Annotated in this window: 17 protein-coding genes and 2 pseudogenes; 9 read left to right on the top strand and 10 right to left on the bottom strand. The window is 60.6% G+C overall.

What is annotated here, in order from left to right; all coding sequences use genetic code 11:
• Nucleotides 1–14: 14 nt before the first annotated feature.
• Nucleotides 15–704: a GntR family transcriptional regulator gene (locus tag ACFHWW_RS29300; RefSeq protein ID WP_275598935.1), complete on the bottom strand. Its 690-nt coding sequence runs from the start codon at nucleotides 702–704 to the stop codon at nucleotides 15–17.
• Between the two features lie 280 nt (nucleotides 705–984).
• Between ACFHWW_RS29300 and ACFHWW_RS29295 the strand changes: the two genes are divergently transcribed.
• From ACFHWW_RS29295 to ACFHWW_RS29280, 4 genes are read left to right on the top strand one after another with little or no spacing between them, the layout of a single operon-like run.
• Entirely contained in the window at nucleotides 985–2,103 is a 1,119-nt protein-coding gene (locus tag ACFHWW_RS29295) for an ABC transporter ATP-binding protein (RefSeq protein ID WP_379942686.1), read from the top strand.
• A complete protein-coding gene (locus ACFHWW_RS29290) occupies nucleotides 2,100–2,990 on the top strand; it encodes an ABC transporter permease (protein WP_379942684.1) in 891 nt (296 codons plus the stop codon). The genes ACFHWW_RS29295 and ACFHWW_RS29290 overlap by 4 nt, the downstream gene beginning before the upstream one ends.
• A complete protein-coding gene (locus ACFHWW_RS29285; RefSeq protein ID WP_379942682.1) occupies nucleotides 2,980–3,846 on the top strand; it encodes an ABC transporter permease in 867 nt (288 codons plus the stop codon). Before ACFHWW_RS29290 ends, ACFHWW_RS29285 begins: the two co-directional genes overlap by 11 nt.
• Nucleotides 3,847–3,894: 48 nt before the next feature.
• The gene (locus ACFHWW_RS29280) at nucleotides 3,895–4,968 is read left to right on the top strand and encodes an ABC transporter substrate-binding protein (protein ID WP_379942680.1); all 1,074 of its coding nucleotides are present in this window, start codon (nucleotides 3,895–3,897) and stop codon (nucleotides 4,966–4,968) included.
• A 387-nt stretch (nucleotides 4,969–5,355) separates the two neighbouring features.
• Here the strand turns inward: ACFHWW_RS29280 and ACFHWW_RS29275 are convergent, their stop codons facing one another.
• Together ACFHWW_RS29275 and traA are read right to left on the bottom strand one after the other, a co-directional pair.
• Nucleotides 5,356–8,742: an AAA family ATPase gene (locus ACFHWW_RS29275; RefSeq protein ID WP_379942678.1), complete on the bottom strand. Its 3,387-nt coding sequence runs from the start codon at nucleotides 8,740–8,742 to the stop codon at nucleotides 5,356–5,358.
• A gap of 620 nt (nucleotides 8,743–9,362) precedes the next feature.
• Nucleotides 9,363–13,982 carry a Ti-type conjugative transfer relaxase TraA gene (gene traA / locus ACFHWW_RS29270; RefSeq protein ID WP_379942676.1) on the bottom strand — a complete coding sequence of 1,540 codons (4,620 nt, stop codon included), beginning with the start codon at nucleotides 13,980–13,982 and terminating at the stop codon, nucleotides 9,363–9,365.
• 177 nt (nucleotides 13,983–14,159) lie between these two features.
• On the opposite strand from traA, the gene ACFHWW_RS29265 reads away from it, so the two are divergent.
• From ACFHWW_RS29265 to traG, 3 genes are read left to right on the top strand one after another with little or no spacing between them, the layout of a single operon-like run.
• Nucleotides 14,160–14,447 carry a TraC family protein gene (locus tag ACFHWW_RS29265; protein WP_379942674.1) on the top strand — a complete coding sequence of 96 codons (288 nt, stop codon included), beginning with the start codon at nucleotides 14,160–14,162 and terminating at the stop codon, nucleotides 14,445–14,447.
• A complete protein-coding gene (locus ACFHWW_RS29260) occupies nucleotides 14,437–14,670 on the top strand; it encodes a conjugal transfer protein TraD (RefSeq protein WP_379942672.1) in 234 nt (77 codons plus the stop codon). Before ACFHWW_RS29265 ends, ACFHWW_RS29260 begins: the two co-directional genes overlap by 11 nt.
• The gene (gene traG / locus ACFHWW_RS29255) at nucleotides 14,667–16,586 is read left to right on the top strand and encodes a Ti-type conjugative transfer system protein TraG (RefSeq protein WP_379942670.1); all 1,920 of its coding nucleotides are present in this window, start codon (nucleotides 14,667–14,669) and stop codon (nucleotides 16,584–16,586) included. Before ACFHWW_RS29260 ends, traG begins: the two co-directional genes overlap by 4 nt.
• Before the next feature lie 484 nt (nucleotides 16,587–17,070).
• Here traG and ACFHWW_RS29250 read toward each other — a convergent pair whose 3' ends face one another.
• The 3 genes and pseudogenes from ACFHWW_RS29250 to ACFHWW_RS29240 form a co-directional block, all read right to left on the bottom strand.
• The gene (locus ACFHWW_RS29250) at nucleotides 17,071–17,238 is read right to left on the bottom strand and encodes a hypothetical protein (protein ID WP_379942757.1); all 168 of its coding nucleotides are present in this window, start codon (nucleotides 17,236–17,238) and stop codon (nucleotides 17,071–17,073) included.
• Between the two features lie 350 nt (nucleotides 17,239–17,588).
• Entirely contained in the window at nucleotides 17,589–17,912 is a 324-nt protein-coding gene (locus tag ACFHWW_RS29245; protein WP_018097213.1) for a DUF736 family protein, read from the bottom strand.
• Between the two features lie 622 nt (nucleotides 17,913–18,534).
• A pseudogene (locus ACFHWW_RS29240) lies at nucleotides 18,535–18,795 on the bottom strand (type II toxin-antitoxin system VapC family toxin).
• Between the two features lie 100 nt (nucleotides 18,796–18,895).
• Between ACFHWW_RS29240 and ACFHWW_RS29235 the strand changes: the two are divergent.
• Complete coding sequence (locus tag ACFHWW_RS29235) at nucleotides 18,896–19,729, top strand: IS5 family transposase (protein WP_379939972.1); 834 nt, start codon at nucleotides 18,896–18,898, stop codon at nucleotides 19,727–19,729.
• Between the two features lie 749 nt (nucleotides 19,730–20,478).
• Nucleotides 20,479–20,784 carry a hypothetical protein gene (locus ACFHWW_RS29230; RefSeq protein ID WP_379942668.1) on the top strand — a complete coding sequence of 102 codons (306 nt, stop codon included), beginning with the start codon at nucleotides 20,479–20,481 and terminating at the stop codon, nucleotides 20,782–20,784.
• A 604-nt stretch (nucleotides 20,785–21,388) separates the two neighbouring features.
• Here the strand turns inward: ACFHWW_RS29230 and ACFHWW_RS29225 are convergent.
• The 4 genes and pseudogenes from ACFHWW_RS29225 to virB11 all read right to left on the bottom strand — a co-directional run bounded on the left by ACFHWW_RS29225 (nucleotide 21,389) and on the right by virB11 (nucleotide 24,942).
• On the bottom strand, nucleotides 21,389–21,973 hold the full coding sequence (locus ACFHWW_RS29225; RefSeq protein WP_379942666.1) for an NYN domain-containing protein: 585 nt from the start codon (nucleotides 21,971–21,973) through the stop codon (nucleotides 21,389–21,391).
• 534 nt (nucleotides 21,974–22,507) lie between these two features.
• Nucleotides 22,508–22,686, bottom strand: a pseudogene (locus tag ACFHWW_RS29220) (IS630 family transposase); the annotation flags it as partial.
• Between the two features lie 161 nt (nucleotides 22,687–22,847).
• A complete protein-coding gene (locus tag ACFHWW_RS29215; protein ID WP_379942664.1) occupies nucleotides 22,848–23,027 on the bottom strand; it encodes a Rap1a/Tai family immunity protein in 180 nt (59 codons plus the stop codon).
• A gap of 913 nt (nucleotides 23,028–23,940) precedes the next feature.
• Nucleotides 23,941–24,942, bottom strand: a complete 1,002-nt coding sequence (gene virB11 / locus ACFHWW_RS29210) for a P-type DNA transfer ATPase VirB11 (RefSeq protein WP_379942662.1) — start codon at nucleotides 24,940–24,942, stop codon at nucleotides 23,941–23,943.
• Between the last annotated feature and the right edge of the window lie 5 nt (nucleotides 24,943–24,947).

The raw sequence follows: 24,947 nt of genomic DNA, 5'->3' as shown, positions 1-24,947 counted from the left end.
AAATTTTAGGACGATCAGCCAGCATCCCTCTCCAAATTGGCCCGCTTCAGCCGGCGATATCCATCGCGGATATCATTCTCCATCGCCGCCCTGAGGCTCGCCGCGTCGCGCTCCGAGAGAGCCTCCATGGCAATCTCGTGGTTGCGAACGCCATATTTCTCCTCGGCAAACTCTGGGTAGAGATTATGCAAGGAGGGACCGATCCTCAGCCAAAGGCTTTCAATCATTGAAACAAGCTGGGGAAGACCCGAGAGGCGGTAGATCGTAAAGTGGAATTCCTTGTTGTGCCACAGCGCGTCCGTATAGCGCTTTTCGTCGAGGGCCGAACTTATAAGTTTTTGTAAGGACTGCAGTTCCTCGACGTCGGCAGGCGCGCCATGTTGCGCGGCCTGCTCCGATGCCAGCCCCTCCAGCGCGAGGCGCGTGAGCGTTATCTCTCGAAGGGCGGCCGCGTCGAGCACCGGGACGACAACCGTCTTCGGCCCGGCGTAAACAAGCGCCCCCTCGCTCGTCAGCCGATTGATCGCATCACGCGCGGGCGTTGTGCTTACCTCAAGGTCCTGGGCGACAGCGCGCACCGTCAACTTATGGCCCGGCCTGTAGACGCCTCGGATGATGCGCTCCTTCATTTCCCGATAAGCGGCATCGCCCAATCTTTCCGGCGCTCTCTCAAGATCTGGCAATTCGATCGAATTGTCCGCCATTTCACTCTCTCAATCGGTTGACACTGCGAAATTTTGATGCAACAAAAATGAAGTGTGAAGGTTTTGCAAAGTTTTTGTCGCACCAACGACTACTAGCAGCTTTCCCATGCACCGTCACGCGGACCGGCGACAAGCGGTCCGCGGGACACCAGAACCTCAGCAATAAGCGCATTGTCCTGACTCGTCCCGAGTCGGAAGAAGGCTTTTCATTGCGGCCGGAAGCGGCCGTATCTCGGGGAAGACGCCGAAGAGCGTCCAACAGCTGAAAGGAAAGGCGGATTTGATCGGTCAATCTCTGTCCCTTGCGGGACTTCAAAAACGATATGGCGAAGCCCTTGCAGTTCGCGAGCTGACGCTCGACGTCGCAGCCGGGGAATTTGTCTCGCTGTTGGGGCCGTCCGGCTCCGGCAAGACAACAGCGTTGACGATGATAGCCGGCTTTGAGGCTCCGAGCGCCGGCAGGATCGCCATCGGTGGCCAGGACGTAACCTTCCTTGCGCCAAATCACCGGAACATCGGAATGGTGTTCCAGAAGTACGCGCTTTTTCCGCACCTGACGATCCACCAGAACATCGCATTTCCACTCAGGATGCGTGGGCGGATGCAGAAGACCGCGATCGTGCAGCGCGTCGAGGAGATGCTGGAACTCGTCCAGCTCTCCGGCTACGCGGAGCGCTATCCCAACCAGCTTTCCGGTGGCCAACAGCAACGGGTCGCCGTGGCGCGGGCTTTGGCCTTTGAGCCACCCGTCCTTCTGATGGATGAACCACTTGGCGCCCTCGACAAGAAATTGCGAGAGGCGATGCAATTCGAGATCAAACGTCTGCAGGAGCGACTTGGTGCCACGGTCGTCTACGTAACCCATGATCAGGACGAAGCGCTGACGATGTCGGATCGCGTCGCCATAATGTCCGACGGTCGCTTGATGCAGATGGGTACGCCGACGGAGCTCTACCGGCAGCCGAAGACGGAGTTCGTCGCGGACTTCATCGGCCGGATGAATTTTATTGATGGCGATTGCCTCGACTGCACGGCTGAGCAAACGGTTGTTCGTTTATCGGAGAGAACGGTGCTCAACCTCCGTTCTGCGGCAAGCGAGCGCACGCGCAAATATGATGCCGGAACGGCTCTGCGTGTGGCAATCCGTCCAGAACGGATGCGTCTTGCGAAGCGCGGCGATGGTGGCGCCGACGCGCTGCCGGGCGTCATCGATGCCGCTGTGTTCATCGGTTCGACATACATCTTTCTCGTCCGCCTAGCCGATCGCCCGGAAGCAAGCCTGCAGGTACAGGTCGCTGCGGACTGCGTCATGCCATTCCAAAGAGACGACGCCGTGGACATCGTCCTCGACGGCGCAGCCGCGCACGTCTTTTCGATAGCGGAGAGGTGCGCCGCATGACGCGTTCACTGGCATCACTCTCATCTTCATTGACATTCCGCCGGTCGAGCTCCGCGCGCTTTTATTCGCCCACCGCCTCCATGGCATTGGTCACGCCCCTCTTCGCGGTCCTGCTGACTGGGTTCCTGTATCCGGTCGCGCGGCTGATCGCGCTGAGCTTTTCCGGGGGAACACTCAGCCACTATCAGCGAATTTTTACCGAGTCGCTTCATCTCGACGTTCTCTTCAGCACGATCGAGGTCGCCCTTGTCGTGACGCTTGCAAGCCTGCTGTTGGGTTTTCCCGTCGCCTACATGATGGCGCGGCTGAGCAGGGGCTTGGCAATGGCAATCGCCGCCTGCGTCTTCATCCCCTTGTGGACTTCCGTCCTCATCCGCTCCTATGCGTGGGTCGTCCTTCTCCAACGCAACGGCATCATCAACAAGCTGCTCGTCGATACGGGGGTTACGGAAGGGCCGTTGAAGCTGATCTATACCCAGGGCGCGGTCATCCTCGCGATGACGCATGTGCTGATGCCCTTCATGATCCTGCCGATTTATTCGGCACTGCGCGCATTGCCCCCAGACTACGTGCGTGCCGCCCGCAATCTCGGCGCCGGGCCCATCCGTACCTTCGTCGCCGTAACGCTTCCGCTCAGTCTGCCGGGTGTTTTTGCCGGCAGCGTCATGTGTTTCGTACTGGCGCTCGGCTTCTACATCACCCCGGCGCTGGTTGGTGGGCCCGGCTCGATGCTGATGGCGACGCTCATCGGCCAGCAGACAACAGTCCTGCTCGATTGGCCGTTCGCGGCAGCACTTTCGACCGTACTCCTCGCCGTTACGCTCCTTTTTGTTCTCCTGTTCCGCAGGACGCTATCGCTCAGCAAGGGATTGAACAGTGTCTATTGATCACGCACAGATGCCGGGCCGGATTCCTGCGGTCATGGGTATCTTCGCTTCTCCGACGATCCGCGGCTATTCGAGGGCGGCGGGGATCATTGCCATCGGCGCGGGCATCGGATGTATTCTCTTCTTCCTGCTGTTGCCGACGCTGATCGTGCTACCGATGTCGCTCAGCGAAACTGACCATATCGAGTTCCCGCCCCAGGGCCTGACACTCAAATGGTACAGCGCCTATTTCAATGATCCGGACTGGATGGCAGCGACGTGGTTCAGTCTTAAGATCGCCCTGGCGACAACCGCGACAGCGACTGTCGTGGGAATCATGGCGGCGCTCGCGATTGTGCGAGGATGCCTTCCGTTCAGATCCACATTGCAGGCGCTTGCGCTCGGGCCGATGATTGTTCCCCACATCATCCTGGGCGTGGCGCTCTACCTCGCCTTCTCGCCCCTGCAGCTCACCGGCAGCTTCTTCGGATTCCTCATCGCGCACACCGTGTTGGCAATCCCCTATGTGATCATCACCGTCACGGCGTCGCTGCAGCGCGTCGATCCGACGCTCGAGCTGGCGGCGTTGAACTGCGGGGCCACCAGGCTGCAGGCATTCTTTCTGGTCGTTCTGCCGAACATCGTCCCAGGTGTCGCAGCGGCGGCCGTGTTCGCCTTTCTCGCCTCATTCGATGAAGCGACCGTCGCGTTCTTCATATCGGACATCGGTGGCAAATCGATCGGGCGCAAGATGTTCGAGGATATCGATTTCAACCTGACGCCGGTCATTGCCGCGGTCTCGACCGTGCTCGTCGCCACTTCCCTCCTGCTCATGGGCACGGTTCACCTGCTGAACGCCCGTAAGCCTCGCTCGTAAACCGAGGACTCCCACTTCTCAGCATCTGAATTAACAAAGGATTCTTTCATGACGTCTCTCCTCTCACGTTCCACCGCAGTGATGAAGCCGACTATCGCCGGATTTCTATCCTTGATAGCCTTGTCTCTTCCGGCATTCGCCGGCGAGCAAGTCATCATCGCGTCGACCGGCGGCGCTTATGACAAGGCTCTAAGGGAGGCCTGGTTCGATCCATTCACGAAGGCTACTGGCATCGAGGTGGTCACCGTCGCGGCGACGAACGCCGAAATGCGCGCCAAGGCTGCGGCCATGGTGAAAACGGGAAACGTCAATTGGGACCTCTATCTCGACGGCGAGATCCAGGCCGCGTCAAAGGCGCATCGCGAAGTGACAGAGGATCTAACGGAGTTCTGCCGCCAGTTTGCCGATCGCGAGGACCTCAGCGCCAATGCCTGCTCCGCTGGCGGGGCCTTGCTGCAATCCACGGCTACGCTGTTGGCCTACAAAACCGGAAAACCCGGGGAGCCAGTTCCCGCAACTTGGGGCGATATGTGGGACACAGGGAAATTTCCGGGCGAACGCGCATTTCCGAACTTCGATGATCCGTGGCGCGTCATGGCGGCCGCACTGCTCGCCGATGGTGTCAAGCGCGACGAATTATTTCCGCTCGACATCGATCGCGCGCTTGCTAAGCTCGACAAGATCAGGCCTTCAGTCACGCTGTGGTGGAAGACGGGCGATCAGAGCGTGCAAGGGTTTCGCAATGGCGAGTACTCGCTCGGGCAGATCTGGTTGACGCGCGCAAAGGCGATGCAGAATGAGGGGCTGCCGATCGACTGGTCCTACAAGGCCGCCTTCCTCGTCGGCGACCGGATAGCGCTGCTGAAGGGCGCGCCGCACCGTGACAACGCGCTAAAGTTAATGGCCTTCTGGCTGAACTCTCCCGCGGCGCAGGCCAAAGCGTGCGAAGCTCTCTCCTGCACGCCCCCGAGCAGCGATGCGATCTCGATGATGTCGGATGAGGCGCGCAAGACGATGCCGCAAGGTGGCGACGTTCGGGATCACGTCATCCTTCCCGACGCGGAGTGGATCAACGCCAATGCTGCGATGATGTTGCAGCGCTGGAACGAGTGGATTCGCTGACTGCGCCAGCGCCCCCCCGTGCATGGAGGCGAGGCCCCAGCGGCCTCGGAGCGCCTCCGCCTTGGGAATCGTCTAAAAGTGAAGCGGATGCTCGACCCGAGCCAAGCACCCTCTTTTTTGGGGGAGCCGAGGTTCACGCCAGCACCGTGTACGTCCTCGTTTGTCCAGAAGCAGTCGCACGACAGTTTCTCATCAGCGGCCGGGAGCGACCCGAAGCGGAAGTTGGTTTGCTGGGTGCGCCGCCAGGTCTTTGCCCCGGATCTGACACTCAGGGGCTCTAATTCGTTACCGGCAGCGGAAGACTCGGCGACGCTCCATCACACGACGCCTTTGCCGTCCGACAGTGCTGTCAGCGTGGTTTGGCGTAGAACATTGCAACTCGGCTGACTAGTCGGATGACTTGGTCGCGCCATTGACACCGGCTGTCGCGCGAAGCACCCCTTGTGCCGATTGCAGATCCGATGTCGCGAATCCCTCCGTAAACTTGCCGTAGAGGGGCGCTAGCAGGTGATGAGCGTCGCCGAACCGGTTCTGCACGATCCATAGTCGGGCCAGGCTTGTCGCCGCGCGCAACTCCCATAAGTCAGCGCTTTGCCCTCGTGCTACCTCGGCCGCGTGCCGGAGTCGTGCTTCCGCCTCGGCACGATCAAGCTCGGGCAGCTGCAGCATTAGCTCGCCCGTCAGCCGATGCAATTCCGCCTCGAACCACCGCTCGCCCGTTGCCCCCACTCGGTCCAGCGCGTCGGTCAGCAAATCCAAGCCTCGCTTTGCTCTCCCGGCATGCGCCTCGAGGCGCGCGAGCAAGCTCAAAAAGAATGGAACCAGGAACCTCGCTCCAGTCATCTGCCACGACGCCAAGCCTTCTCGAACCTGTGTGAGGGCCGCCGGTAATTCACCCGTCTCGGCTAGCGTCCAGCCTCGAACGATCCTACCTGCGCCGAGAAAGTGCGGAGAGCCCTGCGCTTTTGCGAGCGCGATCAGTGAATCCGCCCGATCTCGGGCCTCTCGCCAATCGCCGCGAAGCTGTGACAGGGTGCAGCCGTAAAGCAGGGCGTAACCGAGCGTGTTGCGGTGGGAAAGTTCGCTCGCGTCCGCCAAGGCTTCGTTGCTCCTGGCCTGGGCCTGCTCGGGATACCCAAGAACGAAGAGGGTCCAGGAAAGGACCGATAGTCCCGCCACCCGAGGGTCCTGGGCGAACAGGAACGCGAGGGAGCGGTGTTGCTGCGGGTCATACAGGGCGAGCGACCGTTCCAGATATTCGCGGGCAGTTGATATCTCGCCGCGAAGGAAGGCATCGGTTCCGACGATGCGATTGCCGACGGTCTCGCCGGACACCTCCCGCTCCACCTGGGCGCGCCGGAGCAGTTCCTCTCCCGCCTTCCTCCCCGCCTCCAGTTCAGCGCGCACGACGTGGAAGACCCACTCCCCATAGAGGACAGGGAAAAGCCTGCTTTTATTCCCCATCCGCTCGCATAATGCGCGTGCTCGCGCGTTGGCCCGGCCGACCTCTGGCGCTGCCCAACCCTTGCCAGTCATCAGGGCGACGCTGAGAGCGACTTGCAATTCAAGTTCCTGCCGCCATCGCGCAGCATCGTCAGGCCGTCCTTCAAGTAGCTCCAGCCCTTTTTTCAGATGAGTAATCGCTTCGGCCGTTGCGGAGCGCGCAATCTCGGCTTGCCCGGCCCTGAGACAGTAATCGATCGCGGTTTCTAGCCGCCCCGCCTCCGCATAGTGCTGGGCTAGAAGTTCGGGCTGCGTCTGGACCGTTTCGGGGAAGCGTTGCTCGATCGCTGCGGCTATCGCCGCGTGCAAGCGTTGTCGTTTCGAGCGCACAAGGGTGGCGTAGGCGGCGTCGCGTACTAGCGCGTGCTTGAAGCTGTAGGTTAGCTGCGGCGGAGTCCCGTGGCGGAACACCAATCCCGAGGCAATGAGGTCGTCGAGGGCTTCCTCTATCTCGCTCGTTTGCAACGGCGCGGCGGTCACCAGCAACTCATGCGAGAATTCTCGACCGATTGCGGCCGCCACCTGCGCCACCTCCCTGGCGGGCGCAAGTCGGTCGAGCCGGGCCAATAACGACTCCTGAAGCGTAGCTGGAATTGCGATTGCCGACAGGGGACTTGCGAGAGTGTAGTGATCGCCCTCATCTTTAAGCAAGTTGGTCTCCAATATCGCGCGCGTCAGTTCCTCCACGAAGAGCGGAACGCCGTCTGTCTTCGCGACGATTTGATTGAGCACTTCGGTAGGCAGAGCCCTGCGGCCGGTCAGCCGGTCGACCATCTCTTCACCTTGCCGACGGCTCAACCGACTAAGCGTCAAGGCGGTCACATGGGGATAGCGCGTCCACGGTGGGAGAAACTCGGTGCGGAATGTGATGAGCACCAGCACCGGCGAGTCCTGTACGCGGTCAACAACAAGATCCAGCAACTCGAGCGAGGTCGGGTCCGCCCAATGCACGTCCTCATATACTGCCAGGACTGGCCGACGGGCCGCGAGCCCGATGAGCTGATCGACGAGTACCTCCAGCGTCCGCTTCTTCTGCCGGTGCGGGCTTAACTCCAACGGTAGATAGCGATCATCCGCTGGAACCGACACCAACGCCGCGAGCAACGCGGCTGCTTCGGCGACGTTTTCAGTCGATTGCGTGAGCAGCGCTTCGAGCTTGCTCAGTTTCACGTCGGGGCGATCCTCCGCGGCGAAACCAGCTGCCCGCTCCAGGAGGCGGATAACCGGATGAAGCGGACTGGTCTGATGATAGGGCGAGCAGTAGTGACTTACAGTCGTATGCGGCTCGCCTTCCAGACGCCGCCGCAGGGCACGAACAAGGCGCGACTTGCCGATGCCGGGTTCGCCCGCTAGCAACACCACGCGGCCTTCTCTTTCTTTGACCGCTTCCCAACGTTTAAGCAGGAGTCCGATCTCGTGCTCGCGACCAACGAGCGGAGTCAGGCTCGCCCCGTGCAGGGCTTCGAAACGGCTTTCCGCAGAACTTTCACCGAGCACGCGCCAAGCGGGTACGGAGGCAGGAAAGCCCTTCAATCGTTGGGAGCCGAGCTCGGCTAGATCGAACAGGCCGCCGATCAGCTGCCGGGTGGTGGATGCCACCACCACAGCTCCCGGCTCGGCGACACTTTGCAGCCGTGCCGCTAAATTGGGCGTCTCGCCGATTACCGTCTCCTCCCGCGCTGCACCTTCGCCAATCAGTTCGCCCACAACCACCAAGCCGGTCGCGATACCGACGCGGGCTTGCAGCGTCTCCCCATGCGGAAGTTGCAGGTTTCCCACTGCGTCGACGGCCGCAAGCCCCGCTCGCACTGCTCGTTCAGCCTCATCCTCGTGAGAGCGGGGATAGCCAAAGTAAACGAGCACGCCGTCGCCCATGTACTTGGCAACATGGCCCTCGAATCGAGCAATCGCGCCCGCCACCGCACCCTGATAGCCCCGCAGCAGCTCGCCCATCTCTTCTGGATCGAGTCGTGAGGAAAGCGTAGTCGAGTCGACAAGGTCGACGAACATCACGGTGAGTTGCCGGCGCTCCGGCTCCGGGAGAATTACAGGTGTTCCGCCAACCCCAGCTTGGCCGCTCGGTTGAGCGACCTCACGCAGTGCGGCGATGGCGGCAAGCAGTTTACGACGGTGCCCCACCGAAGTGACGCCAAGACCAACGAGGTCCTCGGCAGTAAGATCTCTTACGACTCCAGGATCGATGTCGTTTTGGCGGAACGCTTCCTCGTACTGTCCCAGCCCTTGATCGCGCAGCCAGGCACCGACGTCCATGGCTCCTCCTCCGTCTACTCGGAGTGCAAGGTTCTCAGCATACTCCAGAAGTCTCTAAGCCGCACGACTCCAAGCGAAGAGGACCATGGCCCGCGCCGTCTGGTCGTCGAATGATCGAAATGACCCGTGACTTCGATGCGCGCGAGTCCATCGAGCGCTGCTGGTCCGAGGTGACCTTCTGGGGCGTTCGGGCATCGGACGCGCGGCCACAGATGGAAAAGGCGCGCGGTTGGAGTTCATTGCACCGAATGATCGCTTCATGCCGTGGCAGCGAAGGTCGGGTTTGAGGCGGTGCTGGCAACGTCTGATTACGTGGAACGTGTTCTCTCAGGTAGACGAGCCGAAGGGCAACTCCCCACCCATCACGGCCCTTTAGCAATTGGTTGCCGATGGCGTAAAGTCTGGGCAACCACCTCATTCGCCATCATCTCGTTTGACGATATGAGTAGTCGTGTAACTTGCTGATGGCCAGATTGGGGGCGATCCAGCGATAGCTCCGGCCTTCCGCGAATGATAGGAGCGAAGATCGTCGGCGACGATGAGGATGGTCGCTGCGTAGCCGGTTGACCGCCGATCAGGATGAAGCGCGGTTGTTCCACCTGCCATGCTCGATCAAAATTTCAATAGGTGACGCCGCGCGCGCGATCGATGATGCGCTGCTGACGCTCCGATATGATTTGCTGGCTCGCCTGCATGCGGACGGTCTGCTGCAAGATCTTCAACCTGTCCAGCATTGCCTCGAAGGCACGGCGGTGCGGCGGCGGCACGCGATTGATGACGTCCGTCTCGCCTTGCAGGATAGCGTTGCGGCCAAAGCGTTCATCGAGCGCCCGGCTGACCCCGGCGAACTCTCGGGCGACGGCGGGAGCAAGCGCGCCGGCGGCCACGTCGAGCTTGCTGCCCTTCTTCTTCATCTCCGCTGCCAACCGCAGCAGCGCGTCTTCGGCTGCCTGTGACAATCCCGGAATGGCGACTGCCATGCGGCGTCGTTCTTCCGTGATGGCCTGGCGCTCCGCGTCGACGGCACTGACGTAAGCCGCGCCGAGCGAGCGGAAAAAGACGAACGCCTCGGATACGGCCTGCAAAGCCTCTTTCCGTTCCCGGCCGGAGGCGAGCATGCGGTCGATCAGGCGTTCGGAACCGCGCAGCGCACCATAGGCGGCGGGGTCGCTGACGACGGCCGCGGCGATCCGCTCGGCTGCAAAGCCCTTGACGATCAGCGCCTCTATTCTGTCGACGGCGCCGGCCGGATCGCGCCAGATGCGCTTGGCGGTCTTGGCGAGCGCAGCGCGATTGTGACGATAGTGCGGGGCGGAAAGCGCGCGTGGGCGCGCCTCCTCGTCCACCGGCGTCCTGAACTCTATCACGGCGGCGAGCATCGGCAGCAAGGTTTTATCCTCCTTCCCGAACTCGACACTTGCACTGGCAACGATCTTCGCACGGTCCTTCCTCTCGGCAAGATGCTGTTCTTCGGCGAAGCGACGGACAACCTCGAAGAGCCGCGTCAGCTTCTCGAACCGTTCATCGGTGAGATCGTCCGGCATGCGCTCGGCGATGTTGCGTTCGGCAATCGCGTTGGCCCTCGGCGTGAAGGCGCTCCAACCGAAGCGGGCGGTCAGCGCGTCGTTCACTGCCTTCACCTCCTGCACGAGCGAGCGATCCTCGGCGGCGAAGCCAAAGGCGGTCTTCCAGGCGTCGTTACCCCCTTGCTTGCGCACCGCCTCGATTTCGGCGAGGCGCGCCATGGCCTGTTTCGACAGCGCCGGGACCGACAGGGACATATGGGCGCGCCGCGTCTGCTCGCGCTCGCGGAACCGTTCGGCATTCCTGCGGAACTCGGTCGCATGGGCGCGGGCCAAAGGCAGCAATTCGTCTAGGGACACCGTGGCGACGCCGCGCTCGTCGCGAGCCGCCCGGCCGTCAACCATGTGGTCCGACCCGCGCAGTCGGCCAAGCCGGTCCGGTGCTTTGCCGAGATCGTCGGCAAGCTTGAGGGATTCGATGGCGGCGTCCGACGCCAGTTCATTCAGCGTCGACAGCGCGCTATCAGGGTCGCGATAGATTTTCGCCAGCACCGGGCGCAGGATGGCGTCGCGTACCTTCCAGCGTTCGGAGGAGAGCTGAGCAAGTCGTGCGTCCCCCTCGACACAGCGGAAAAATTTCGTGGTGGGCGGGATCAGATATTTTCCACCCAACGGAATTCCGGTCGAGAGGGTTTCGGTCCGTTCCTCGTTGTAGGAGACACGCCGTTGGCGCTCGATCGCAAAGCCGAATGCTACGCTCGCCCGCTCCCAAAGCTTGGCCACCTGCCCGCGCCTTTCCGCAATCCACTCCAGCCGCTGGAAAATACCCTCCTCGATTTCCCCCGCAACCTCGGCGAGCATGTCGATACCACGCCGCCGCGCGAAATCCCGCGCATGCGCCTGATAGCCTTCCTCGCTCGCGTAATCGAGCGTTGTCGTCTTGGCGCCGGATCGTCCAAGGCGTCCGGCAAGCTCACAGAACAGGTCCGGCCGGTGGCTTTCCCGCTCGATCCTCGCTTGGCGCACATCGGCAGTTTCGACGACTTCGGCCGTCCAGACGTTGCGGTCGACCTCCCTTTCCTTGAAGCGCTTCTGCCCGCTTTGCTCATCGACAATAGGAACCTGGACCTTGACCCGCTCCACTCCGTCTTTACGCAACGTGATCGTGTCGCCTTCCGAGACGCCACCCTCTTCGAGCGCCTTCGGCAGGCTGACGCCCCAAAGACGATGGACGGTTCCGTCGTCCGTCCTGATGTCGGCATAGGGGCTATCGCCGGCATCCGCATCATTCGGACGGAACTTCGCCTCCCCGGTTTCGACCAACTCCCCAGTGACGCCGGCGGCATGATCAATCCTCGGCTTGCGCCGCCATTCCGACTTCGGCTCGAAATCCTCCCGCGCCACATAAAGGTCGGCGCGGTCGCGATGCCGGGTCATCGCCACATAGGTCAGATGCTGATCCATCATGCCGGTGGCGAGCACGAAAGTTCGGCCGAGGGTCGATCCTTGAGACTTATGAATGGTCACGGCATACCCATGATCGATGTTGCGATAGCTGTTTTCGCTGATGACGACGTCGCGGCCATTGTCGAGGCGGACCGTCAGCAGCGTGCCGCCGCGGTCATCGCGAGTCGATACGACCGTGGCGAGCATGCCGTTCTTCACGTATTGCGGGCCGAAATGCCGCGCACGCGGCTCGAAAAAGCGCGCGTTTTCCAGAAAGATGATGCGGTCGCCGACTGCAAACTCGCGTGCGCCACGCGCTGTCTGGAATTCGCGCGCAGCGGTCAGCGCGCCTTCATTGTTCATCACCCGGCGCAGGGATTCGTTCAGCTTCCGCACGTCATCATTGGTATGTGCGAGAACGAGAAGTTCGTCACCGCGAAGCCGGCCGACCCCGCCCTCCGAGAGGGCTTTCTCGATCGCCTGTTTGCGCGCATCCGCCCAGTCGGAAACGATGCGCTCTACGATCTCCTCACGCGTTTCCGCTTCGACCAAATGGCCGTGCGCGGCATAGGCATCGAGACCTTTCTCGACCTCACCGCGGGCGAAGAGCCGCGAGGCTTCGCGCGCCCATTGCTCGCGCTGGCGGCGCACGCCGGCAAGTTCGGCAAAGCCCACGCGCTCCGAAATCGCGCGGAACGCCGCGCCTGCCTGGATGGGCTGGAGCTGCATCGCATCGCCCACCAGCACGACCTTTGCCCCCGCCTCTTCCGCGGCCTTCAGGACGCGCGCCATCTGCTGCGACGACACCATGCCGGCCTCATCGATGACCAGCACGTCACCGCGGTTGAGCAGGTCGCGTCCGCTGGACCAGGCGAGTTCCCAGGACGCAAGCGTGCGAGACTTTATCCCGGAACTGTCTTCCAGCCCTTCTGCCGCTTTGCCGGCAAGCGCCGCACCGATGACGCGGCGCCCCTCGCCTTCCCAGGCAACGCGCGCGGCGGCAAGCAGCGTCGATTTGCCAGCGCCGGCGAGACCGACGATCGCGGCAATCGCGGTGTCGCCGGTGACGTGATGGACCGCGTCGACCTGTTCGGCATCGAGCCTGAAGGGCTTTTCCGGATCAGCAGTCTCGATCGATTTGATCGCGGCCGTGACATTCCGCGCCGCAACGCCAAAGCCCTTGCGTTGAGACAGGACCGTGGCCGACTGCGCCATGTCATATTCGATGCGGAGAATGTCCCGCGTGGTGAAGACGGCCGGTTCCGCCGCCTTGCCTGTTTCCCGGTCGACCACTTGCGGCTTCAACAAGACCAGATCGTCCGAGGTCATCAACCGCGCGCGAATATTGGCGAAGTCGTCCGGGTTGTCGACGTAGCGGTGCAGCGCCTTGGCGATGTCCTTTTCGTCGAAGGTGGAGCGCTCATTGCCGAGCTGCTTCAGCAAGAGCTCCGGTTCGGCCAGCAACCGGTCGGCCATCTCCTGCCGCCGCGCAAGATCGGCCGGGGCAAAATACATCTCAACGCCCTTGCGAGCGAGTGCTGCCTTTTCCGGTCCGAGATGTTTTTGCGCGATGCCGTCGAGGCCCTGCTCGGCATATGAACGACCATCGAGGCGGATCTCGTGACCGGCGAGCGCCAGATGCCGATTGGCCGTTTCCGCCCAGGCAATCTTCCAGCCCTTCATGGTTTCCTTGTCGCCCGCCCAGACCTTGTAGACGATCTTGCCGTTCGGCCGGTCGGGCGTGACGACACGCAACGGCTCGCCGTCCTCGCCGAGCACCGGAACCTTCTTCGGCCCGAACCCCTCCTCCGTCAGGGGCCTCAATGTGGTCATCAGGTGGATATGCGGATTGCCCTCCTTGTCGTGATAGACCCAGTCCGCGACCATTCCCTTTGACGTGAAATTGTCCCGCACGAACTCGCGAACCAGGGCGATGTTTTCCGCCCGTGTCAGTTCTTCCGGCAGCGCGATGATCAGCTCGCGGGCAAGCTGCGCATCCGCCCGCATCTCGAAGGCGTCAACCGCATTCCAGAGCGCCTCGCTGGCGCCGGCCGCGGACTTTCCCTCAATCGCCGTCTTCAGCCAGGCCGGTATTCCTTCCGGCAATGACAGCTCCTCATGCATGAGTTCTGCGGCGCCGCCTCGATAGCTGAAGGACGTTCCCGCCTGCTCGTCCATCATCCGGGCGCGATGGCGATAAGCGGCGGCCGAGACGATGCTGCGTCCCGCTCCCCTGCTGATCACCTGCGCTCTGACGAACATGATCGCCACGGCTGTCTCCGATCGTCCAAGCACGTCGCGCCAGCGACGTATATTGCGCCCTCAAACCGATCGGCCCGCCAGGGCCGATGCCGCCTTCTCGGTTGCAGGCTAGCCTATTTAACTATCTTATTCTAGATAGTATAATTCGCCCCGTGGAGATTGCTCGAACCCGGAAAGGACATCGGAATGGTCGCAAAATCATCGATCGCTGACATCGACGCCCAGATCGAGAAGCTACGCGAGCGCAGACGCGTGATGATCGCAAAATCCGCCGAACGCTTTGCGCGAGCGGCAACGAAATCGGGGCTGGCGGAAATGGACATCGCTGACGAGGAGGTCGATCGGATTTTCGGAGAGATCGCCGCGCGATTTCGTAAAGAGGAAAAGAAGGGGACTGCCGGCGTATCTACTTCGTTGCATCGACCAGCAGCTGGCGGGACTGGAACGTCGGCGGATGTTTCTCATGACAGCTGATCGCAAACGCGAGGCGCGCGAGAAGTTTTTACTCGGCGGCATCGTCGTCAGGGCGGGTCTCACGAAGTCCGACCGGGCGTTTCTGCTCGGCGGTCTACTCGAACTGGCGAGGCTTGATCCGGGCTCACCGGAGCATCGGCGGTTGCGCGATATCGGCGAGGAAGCGTTCAAGGCACTGGCGCTTGACGGTCATTCGACGCGCATCCCGGAGGCGACCGAATGACCGTGCGAGCAAAACCGCATCCGAGCCTGTTGCTCGTCCTGGTGCCTATCGCAGTAACGGCTGTCGCCGTCTATGTGGTCGGCTGGCGCTGGCAAACACTCGCCGGCGGCCTATCCGGGAAAGCGGAATATTGGTTCCTACGCGCTTCTCCTGTGCCGGCGCTTCTGTTCGGACCACTGGCAGGACTGTTGAGCGTCTGGGCGCTGCCATTGCACCGGCGACGGCCGGTCGCGATGGCGAGCCTCGTCTGCTTTCTTGCGGTCGCCGGTTTTTACGCGCTGCGGGAGTTCGGCCGGCTCGCCCCGTCCGTGGAGAGCAGAGTGGTGACATGGGACCGTGCCCTTTCCTATCTCGATATGGTCGCCGTTTTCAGTGCAGTCGCTGGCTTCGTAGCGGCGGCGATGGCCGCGCGCATTTCCACCGTCGTGCCCGAGCCGGTGAAGCGCGCCAAGCGCGGCACCTTCGGCGACGCGGACTGGCTGCCAATGTCGGCCGCCGGAAAGTTGTTTTCGCCGGGGGGCGAGATCGTTGTCGGTGAGCGCTACCGAGTCGACAAGGATATCGTCCATGGACTGCCCTTCGATCCAAATGATCGCAGTACTTGGGGACAGGGGGGCAAAGCCCCTTTGCTCACTTACAAGCAGGACTTCGACTCCACCCATATGCTCTTCTTCGCCGGGTCAGGTGGCTACAAAACGATGAGCAACGTTGTTCCGACGGCGCTGCGCTATACCGGACCACTGATCTGCCTCGACCCGTCGACCGAGGTCGCGCCGATGGTGGTCGAGCACCGAAGCCGCGTCCTTGGGCGCGAGGTGATGGTGCTCGATCCAACGAACCCGACTATGGGATTTAATGTGCTCGACGGGATCGAGGCGTCGAAGAGACAAGAAGAGGATATTGTCGGCCTTGCGCATATGCTGCTGTCGGAAAGCGCCCGCTTCGAAAGCTCGAGCGGCGCCTACTTCCAGAACCAGGCGCACAATCTACTGACAGGCTTACTTGCCCACGTCATGCTCTCGCCGGACTTTGAGGGGCGGCGCAACTTACGCAGTCTCCGGCAAATCGTCTCGGAACCTGAGCCCTCGGTGCTCGCCATGCTGCGCGACGTTCAGGAGCACTCGCACTCTGCCTTCATTCGCGAAACCCTCGGCGTCTTCACCAACATGACCGAGCAGACGTTCAGCGGCGTCTATTCGACCGCCTCGAAAGACACGCAGTGGCTGTCGCTCGACAGTTACGCCGCGCTCGTCTGCGGCAGCGCCTTCAAGTCGAGCGACATCGTTACAGCCAAGAAGGACGTGTTTCTGAATATCCCGGCAACGATCCTGCGCTCCTATCCAGGAATCGGCCGCGTCATCATTGGCTCGCTGATCAATGCCATGGTCCAGGCCGATGGTGCCTTCCAGCGCCGGGCACTCTTCATGCTCGATGAGGTCGATCTCCTAGGCTACATGCGCGTCCTCGAGGAGGCACGCGACCGCGGCCGCAAGTACGGCATCAGCATGATGCTGATGTACCAATCCCTGGGGCAGTTGGAGCGGCATTTCGGGAGGGATGGCGCGACGGCATGGATTGATGGCTGCGCCTTGGCCTCCTTTGCCGCGATCAAGGCGTTCGACACGGCGCGCAATGTCTCGGCGCAATGCGGTGACATGACGGTGGAGGTGAAGGGAAGCTCCCGCAATATCGGCTGGGATACGACGAACGGCGCCTCGCGCAAATCAGAGAGCGTCAATTACCAGCGGCGACCGCTGATCATGCCGCACGAAATCACCCACTCGATGCGAAAGGATGAACAGATCATCATCGTCCAGGGGTACAGCCCGATCCGCTGCGGGCGCGCGATCTACTTCAGGCGAAAGGACATGAAGGAGGCGGCGAAGGCAAACCGCTTCGTCAAGCCGATCCCGTGATGGGCCGCCAACATGACGCCGGGAAAAAAATCTCTATCGCTCGGTGCGGCAATACAGCGCGAACGGGTCCTCCGCGCCCGGCGGCGTGAACCAGTCTAGAAAGAGTGTATGGCCGAAGTAGTGAGCCCGAGCACCGTTAGACCGAACGCCCAAAAGGGCATGCCGTTGGCCGCGTCGGGGCTCGCTTCTACGCGCTCGCGATCGAACCGACGCTGTCCGGCACGCCCTGCCTGACACGGCGTTGGGGCGCATCGGGCCATGGTGCATCACTTCGACAAGGAAGAGCATGCTGTGCACATGATCCTCGATCTGCTGCAGACCAGACAGGCGCGCGGCTAAGGACCGAAAACACGCGTTCGACGTGAACACATGGCCTGGGGTTTCCAGCAGCGAGCGCGCCCTGATCCTGCCGGTGATCATTGGTACGAAGCGGAGCTTCGGTCGACCCGGCGTGTCGGCCCAAGCGAGAAGGCAGACGCCGCCCTCAAAAGGGCGGCGCGGCGTCGAGGATGCCTTCCTGTTCGGCGATCGCTGCCGCCAGTTCGGCCTGAGCCATTTCCAGCTCGGCTTCGATGTCGCGGCACTCGGCGGCGTCCGCGTTCCTGAGCTCGGCGCGCAGTTCTTCAATCTGAATTTCAAGTGCAATCGTCATTGTCGTCATCTCCTTGGATAGTGTGAAAGATGACGTTCGGGGTCGTGAGGATCGGGCCGGGTCAAGGATCGCGTCAGCGACTGCCGGAGGCAGCGCGCGGGGGAACCGATTTTCTGACGGTGCCCTTAAGGGCAGCGGCTGAAAATTGGAGGGGCCGCGAAGTCCTTGAGGCGGCGCGAGCCCTCATGGCAGACTTGGCTATTTGAGCAGACAAGCTTTCGGCTCCGGTGGCACGGGAGAGGAGCAAAAGCGGGCTCGATGCCCGCTTTTGCTCCCAATGCTGCGTGTAGCGATCAAGCCGAGTAGCGGAGAAGTCGGCCCCGATTTCTCGGGGCCGCTCGCTTGGCTCGTCAGTCCGGATTGTTCCAGAGGATCACCTTCTTGCTCGGATCGCCGCCGGGTGCCTGTGCGAGATTACCGAAGATCACGCCGATCTCGGGTGCCTCCAGCTTCACCGAGAGGTATTCCTCGCCGGTCTGGCGGGCGACGCGGTTCCAGCCCGCGCCGATCTCGAAGCCGGTCTTGCGGTTGATGACGCGGTAATCGGGGGCTTCTTCGCTCGACTTGCTTGCGTTCGGGACGATGGCGATCGGGGCGTTGACCCGGATGGTGGCGAAGACGCCTTCGAGGATGCCGTCAGTCTTCTGCGTCAGGGTTGCGATCGTGGTAGCCATGGTTCTGTCTCCTTCGGTTGCTCGGGACCATTCCCGATGGCGCACGAAGAGACGGCCGACCTGCTGCGGTCAGCTCGCCCGAAAATTTTGCTAGATTCTATTTTCCGCCGAGAGAGAAAGAACCGAAATCGAATCTTGCAAAATTTCGGGCGAGTCTTACCCCTTTAGGGGTTGGCCGCAAAAGCAGGCGGGCGTCTATACGAGCGACATAAACCGGGAATGGTTCGGGGCAACAGATGGACGCGAAAAACCATCATGACTGTCCGGTCCGACGCCGCGGGATATCGGCCGCGCATCCCTTGAAACGTTGGTCCGCGTGCCGGTCAACGCCATGCCCTCGCCCTCTCTAAGCTACAGCAGGCGGGTAAGCACGTCGCTAACGATATCACCCCTTTTGTTGATCCGCGTGGTAGACGCGGCGAATGTGTCGCCGCCTGCAGCCGGCGCGGCAACACCTGATGAAGCCGTTCGCGTGAGCGATGGGTGATCTTCCCCAATCCCCCCGCCGCCCGGTCATCTGAACTCTGAGCCGTCGGTCTTCGCAGGCACATATCGCCACGGGCAAGCGTGCCATCCGAGCGATCGGTGCCGGCTTGGTCAGTGGAACCAAGCCCGTCGGAGATCACGAGACAACAGGATCCGAGCAAGTGACGAACCCAATGCCACAAGGCGCGACATTCTGATCCTGGGAAAACGAATGCGCTCCCTCCGACGGCCTGCGCCATGAGAAGATGATCCAAGGGATCGCGGTGATTTCCCTGGGAGACAGCGCCGACGAGGACGTCGTTCTCAGGATCGCCGATAGGACCTCACGCAGATTCCCCAGCTCCTCGTCGTCGTTCAGCCACCACAACAAGCCATGCGTATCGAGTAGCAGCCTCACGTCCGATCTTCCACGGACTTTAGAGCCTGACCGAAAAAGAGTTGAGTGAAATCAGTCATTTGTGATTCTGTTTGTTTGCTTATGACGAACGGAGACCACAATGGGTTGGACTGATTTCACCCGTCGGCAATATGCCCGACGCGCGAGCCGCTATGCAAGCGATCTGACGGACCTGGAATGGGGATTGATCTCGCCTTGCCTACCTGGGCCAAGGCGTTTGGGCAGGCCACGTAGTACCGATCTTCGCGAGGTCGTGAATGCGCTGCTTTACATTGCTTCGACGGGTTGTCAGTGGCGAATGCTGCCAAAGGACTTTCCACCGTTTACGACAGTTCAGGCCTATTTCTACGAATGGCGGGCAACGGGTTTATGGGCCCGGATCAACCATCGTCTTGTGATGGAGACGCGCGAGCTGGAAGGTCGGCAAGCCTCGCCGTCCGCTGGCGTGATCGACAGCCAGAGCGTGAAAACCACGGAAAGCGGCGGGATTTCGGGCTATGACGCCGGCAAGAAGATCAAGGGGCGCAAGCGCCACATCATTGTCGACACGCTGGGGCTGATGGTCGGCCTGACGGTGCATGGCGCGGACATTCAGGATCGTGACGGGGCATCCGACCTCCTGAAATCGATCCGCCACCGCTGGCCCTGGCTCCGGCATGTCTTCGCCGATGGCGGCTATGCGGGCGACAAGCTGAAGGGGAGATTGGCGAAGTTCGGCCAGTGGACGATGGAAATCGTCAAGCGTTCCGACAAGGCCGAGGGCTTCACCGTCCTGCCGCGCCGCTGGGTGGTGGAACGGACCTTCGCCTGGCTCGGTCGTTGCCGTAGACTGGCCAAGGATTGGGAGAAAACGATCGCCTCCGCCGAGGCCTGGATCACAATCGCCCACATCCGCATGCTCACGCGGCGGCTTGCAAAATACAGATATTGCTGAGGTCTTTTTGAGTCAGCCTCTTAGAACATTCTCCGGCAGCCTGTCGAAATCATCGGCAACTTTGATCTTTCCGCAAATGCACTTGGTTTCTGTATGACGACGTCTGAGCGTTACCCCATCCGTGAGGTCGCTCGAGCTGGACGCTTCTCACCTCCGAGCCGACCCCGGACCAAGTGATTTGTCAGGGTCGAAAGTAGATTTCTGTCGCACGAAACCCACCCGGTTATGTTGTCGGCAGGAGAAAGACGGGCAAGTAAATTTGCTGCGGCGATGCGATCGGAACGGTGATGAACGCAGCCATGATGCAAATCGTTACGAGCGAGGGTCCGCATTGACGAGCTCCGCGAACGTTGTTCGGTACATCAGGTCGATCGTCTTCATCAGCAAGCTCACTATAAGATTTGCGCAATTCTCTTATAACTTGCGCCACGGTTCGCTGGCAATTGCCGCCTGCTATAAGACGTTCATCAGAGTCTTATAATTTAATCGGTTCCGGACGAAATGCGATCGTTTGTGCACAGATCGAGAAGCTGCCAAGTTGCCATGGACCTCGACCGGTTTGCCGCTATTGCATTTGATGTGCTGGCGGACCCACGCTACGAAATCCTGCCGAGGAGCGATGGTACGCCTTAATTCGGAGCGCCAACCTGGCCGGACAGTGATAGACGATCGGCTGTGAAAAGTGTGAATTGACCGTTCTAGATGGCGAGGCGACACTTACGACCTGCAGCAAGGCAGGAGGAAAAATAATGGCCGAACCAAACCCCTGGCGCCACATGGCAAGCGCGCCGAAAGACGGCAGTCGGATCCTGGTCACGATCCGCCCGTCCGAGCAGGGGGCGGCAGAAGTTGACCTCGTATATTGGTCGAATGGCGATCAGTTCGGTGCAGATGGCTGGCGCGCCTCTGATTCCTCGCCCGGCCACATCATTGAATACGCCGAGCCGGAATTGAAGTGTTGGATGCCGATGCCCTCGGCCAATCTCGATCGCACCTCGATGCCCTCACCCTGGGGAGGCGAAGACGAGCGAGAGCTCGACGGATCAGGGATTTGAGAATTAGCGCTGCCATGTTGCGGAGACTATACGCGGGGTTGCGAAATCCGGTTGAGCTATCCACCCGTCCTTGCTGCCTTAGGGAAAGCAAGGATGGGCCTATTGTCCGCTCATGGCGCTCTCGTGCCGCCGGTTAGCTGGTGACCTACGACCCAAACGGCCCGAAGTTGTTAAAATTCAGTTGTAAGGTCGGCAGGCGTCGCCTGGATTTCGGCCTTTTCTTCCACCGGTGGCGGCGCGTTCGACAAGCTTTTGCGGTCATTGGGGCGGCTATATCTCACATCTATATCTCACATGGGCGGTTGTTCGGTCCGGGGTGGCATACCGCTGCCTGCCTCTTCCTTCAGAATAGGCCGAAAGAAGCCCGGATAGTTGCGATCCGGGCTTAATCAATTTTCAAACTGTATTCTGATGCAATATCAATCATCGACTCCACAATACTTCTTCCCCCTCGCCAATACATCAAGTTCTAAGGGCATTCAGGAAAGATGGGCCGCTGCAACAAGGATATTATCCGAAAGTCGTAGATAGACAATAAAAAATAATGGGTTTGTTGGTTAATCATACTTTATGTACGCTGCGCCCGGTGACGCGCTACACTGCCTCACGCCCCAAGTGCCGATACTGCGTGACCATTTTCGCGGCCGTTTGAGGCGCTTTCTGAAAGCGCCCGGCTTATCTCGCCCCGGAGCCTATCCAGGTCAATGAAGTGATCGGCTTCGCGGCGCAGTGCGTCTGAAATCATTGGCGGCCGCGTCGCCATGGTCGATACTACCGAGACCTTGCACCCATTACGTTGCAATGCCACGACAAGACTCGTGAAGTTGCCATCGCCTGAGAAAATCACGAGATGATCGGCCGTCTTTGACATCTCGAGGGCGTCGATCGCTAGCTCCACATCCATGTTGCCCTTGACCTTGCGACGTCCGAGCGAGTCGGTGAATTCTCTGACAGGTTTGGTCACCACCTGGTATCCATTGTAGTCGAGCCAGTCTATCAGCGGCCGGATTGTAGCCGTTTCCTCGTTCTCCACCAGCGCGCAATAGTAATTGGCACGGAGCAGATAAGCTCGCTTGCGAAAAGCCTCGAGCAGCTTGCGGAAATCAATGTCGAAGCCGAGCGCCTTCGCGGCGGCAAACAGATTGGCGCCGTCGATGAGGAGCGCGATCTTCTCCCGCTGATCGAACATGGCCGCTCTCTCCCGCCGCAGGGCTGGGCTCCGGAACGAAGCAAACTTGCTCGGCGGTTCAGTCTCCAGAGGAGCACTATACGCGAATAGGGCGCCACTTGCGTATAGTCCGTTCGGCTCATCCTTCCTCCCCGCCCCCGCTCCGCGCGGAGCACACCGGGGGAGTAGCCAATCTAATCTAGTCCGAGACTGACGCTGCCCTGCAGGAGATACTTCACGCCAAGCTCCCTGCTGACCTTTTGCGGGCCGGCCGTGTGTCCTGATGCTCCGAAGAGGTGCGCGCGACCAAGAAGAGGAGACTTCGCGGGTGGGAGAGACCGCTGATGATGTGTTCCGACAGTCCTACCGTCCCACTTCGCGTCACCGGCGAGATTGTTGAACGGGAGCACGGCAAGCGAGGACGCTCATCGCTGATCAGGCGAGATTGTTGCAGCCAGGCAGTGATACCAAGGGCAGCAGAGGCGGCAGCGGTGGCCGCCAGAACCGCTCGCATTGCGGGACCGGTCGAGCGATGCCGCGCCAGCTCGAGGCGTTTCAGGTTTTGACGGAAGCATATCCGGGCGGTGGCGAAGTAGTTGCTGCACTCGCCGCGTTGGAGTGAGGGGACAAGGTTGCCGAGGTATTGCCATGTCTGATCGAGGGTTCGCTTCCGTGCCCGCCCACATCCTGTGTTTGATTTTAGTGTAGGCCTGTTCGATAGGATCGAGAACGGGCACGAGGCAACCGATACCCGAACGGAAGCACGCCAGATGGCTTTACCGTCTACTATTAGAAGCGCGGCTCTTCGAGCGCCGTTTCCGCGTTACGCCGTCGCGATCGGCATGAAAAGTCGTCGCCATCAGCGGCTGCATCGGCAGCTTTCAGTACTCGGTGATTAGTCCTCGCAGGCCCAAACCGTGCTCAATGCCAGAGGGACCAGCAAAGCGCCTGACCTATGTCTCTCCTCTGGATTATTGTTGACCCGTTTACAGACGACGTCGCGGACTTGCCCATATGTCACGTCCCTGACTGGGCAATAATCGATTGGAGGACCCACCGTCGCATATGCATCCATAATCCGTCGATGTAGGCCAGTGCTATGGCAGGGTCATTTTCGCACCACCGATTGATGTCTTTGCCGTTAGACGCATGAGCATCGGACGCAGCTGTCATCAGGGCCATAGCAAGGTTTGCGACCTTCATTGCGCACCTCGGCTGCACACTTGCTCGGCTCCAGCCGGCTGCAGAGTTTTCGAGATGATTTCTGCTCTAAGATAGCAGTACCGGCTGATTGTAATTTAACAATTGTCAGCATTCCCAAGAAATGTAGACACCTACACCTCTCACATGGATACCATCTAAGGGTGCCATTCGATAATATACCAATCTATATAGGGCAGCGATAATTACCTTTCTGCTCAATCGTCCACAAGCCAATGGCGGACAGGTCCGAAACGGCAGGGAGGCCGGCATGTTGAAGGCGCTTTCTGTCATTGGCTTGGATGCGAGCTTAGATTCACGCTCGAAAAATCCGAGGCGATTGCGGTGCCATTCAATCATTCCCGGTGCGACCGAAGTGTCTATCCACCTTCGCTGCTCTTCACGGACGCGCCTGTGTCGCCGTCCCGCCGCTACTGGAGCTCAGTGATCAGACGACCGAGGAGCGACGTCGGCGATATCAGCGCCACGGATAGCGTGCGCTGGCGCTTTCATATTTTATCGCCTCGAAGCTTCAGAAAGGAGGGATGTGCTGAGACCGCGACAGGCGCGCCAGTTGGGCCCATTTGTACCCATTTAGCCCCGAAGCCTACGCGCTTCGAAGGCACTCTCAGGCGACGGAACCGTTGAGGACCTTGTGGTGGGGGCCTCATTGCGCGGGTGCGGACCCCACTTCCGCGCCAGCATTCGTGGCACGCCGATGTCCACGGTCGTCGGTGCCAGCTGCAGCGGGCGACTGCTCTCCACACAATCAGACCGCACCCGCTATCTCAATGCCCCGCATGGCCTGGGTCGAAATAAATCTCCGTCACGCGGAAGCACCCATCGATGCGTTTGCATTGGACAATTATGTCGATCGCGACCTTCAGAAGCTTGTGAATATCATCCCTACCGAGGTCCCGGCCGCCCTCTGATTCCTTCACGAGCAGCGTTAGCTGCTCGAACGCCAGCGCTGCGCAATCGGAGTGGACCGTCGTGATCGATCCTGGATGCCCGGAATTGACGTTGCGAATGTAATAAAATGCGGTCCCATCGCGCAGTTCCTGAAGCAGAATACGATCCGGCCGCATGCGCAGACAGGACTCGAGGAGCTCCTTCGCACTGATGTTGGCAAGCCCCTGCCCTCCCTTAGAATAGAACAACCGCACATGGTTCGGCTGCGGGATAATGAGTTCCGGCGTATCTTCGATAGAGATGATCCGCTCGTCGATCGGAATATGACGCATGAGCGCCTTGGAGAGTGTCGTCTTACCTGACCCCGTCGCTCCTGAAATTATGATGTTCTTGCGCGCCAGCACCGCCTCACGCAGGAACTCAGCATAAGCACCATTTCGATGAAGATCGACAATTCTACGGTCCGCTGAACCCCCATTGCCAGCGTGCGTCACGTTCGCGAACAGCCCATCCTTCTCGAGGTCCTCGAGACTCAGTGTCACCGAAGATGGTTTTCGGATGGTGATGCTGACTATGCCCTTGCTTGTCGCCGGCGGAATGACCATCTGGATCCTTTCGTCTCCCGGCAGGGTCGCTGACAAGATCGGCCGCCTCTCATCGATGGATTGATTGGAAAACGACGCCACGGCCCGGGCAAGGCGCATCAGCTTCTCGAAGCTCAGCTCCGGGGTGTCATGGGTCCGCCAGCCTTCGGCGCCTTCGGTCAAAACCTGCCCGGGCCGATTTACGATCACCTCATAAAAGGACCTGTCTTTCAAGAACCGCGAAAACGGAGAAAGCAACTCGCGGACGACTCCTGCATCAGGTCCCTCGGTCATATTGC

The sequence above is a fragment of the Sinorhizobium sp. P24N7 genome (assembly GCF_042436655.1).
GTDB lineage: Bacteria > Pseudomonadota > Alphaproteobacteria > Rhizobiales > Rhizobiaceae > Sinorhizobium > Sinorhizobium meliloti_A.
The sequence above is the reverse complement of the archived record's forward strand: the minus strand, read 5'-3'. Positions and strand labels throughout refer to the sequence as shown.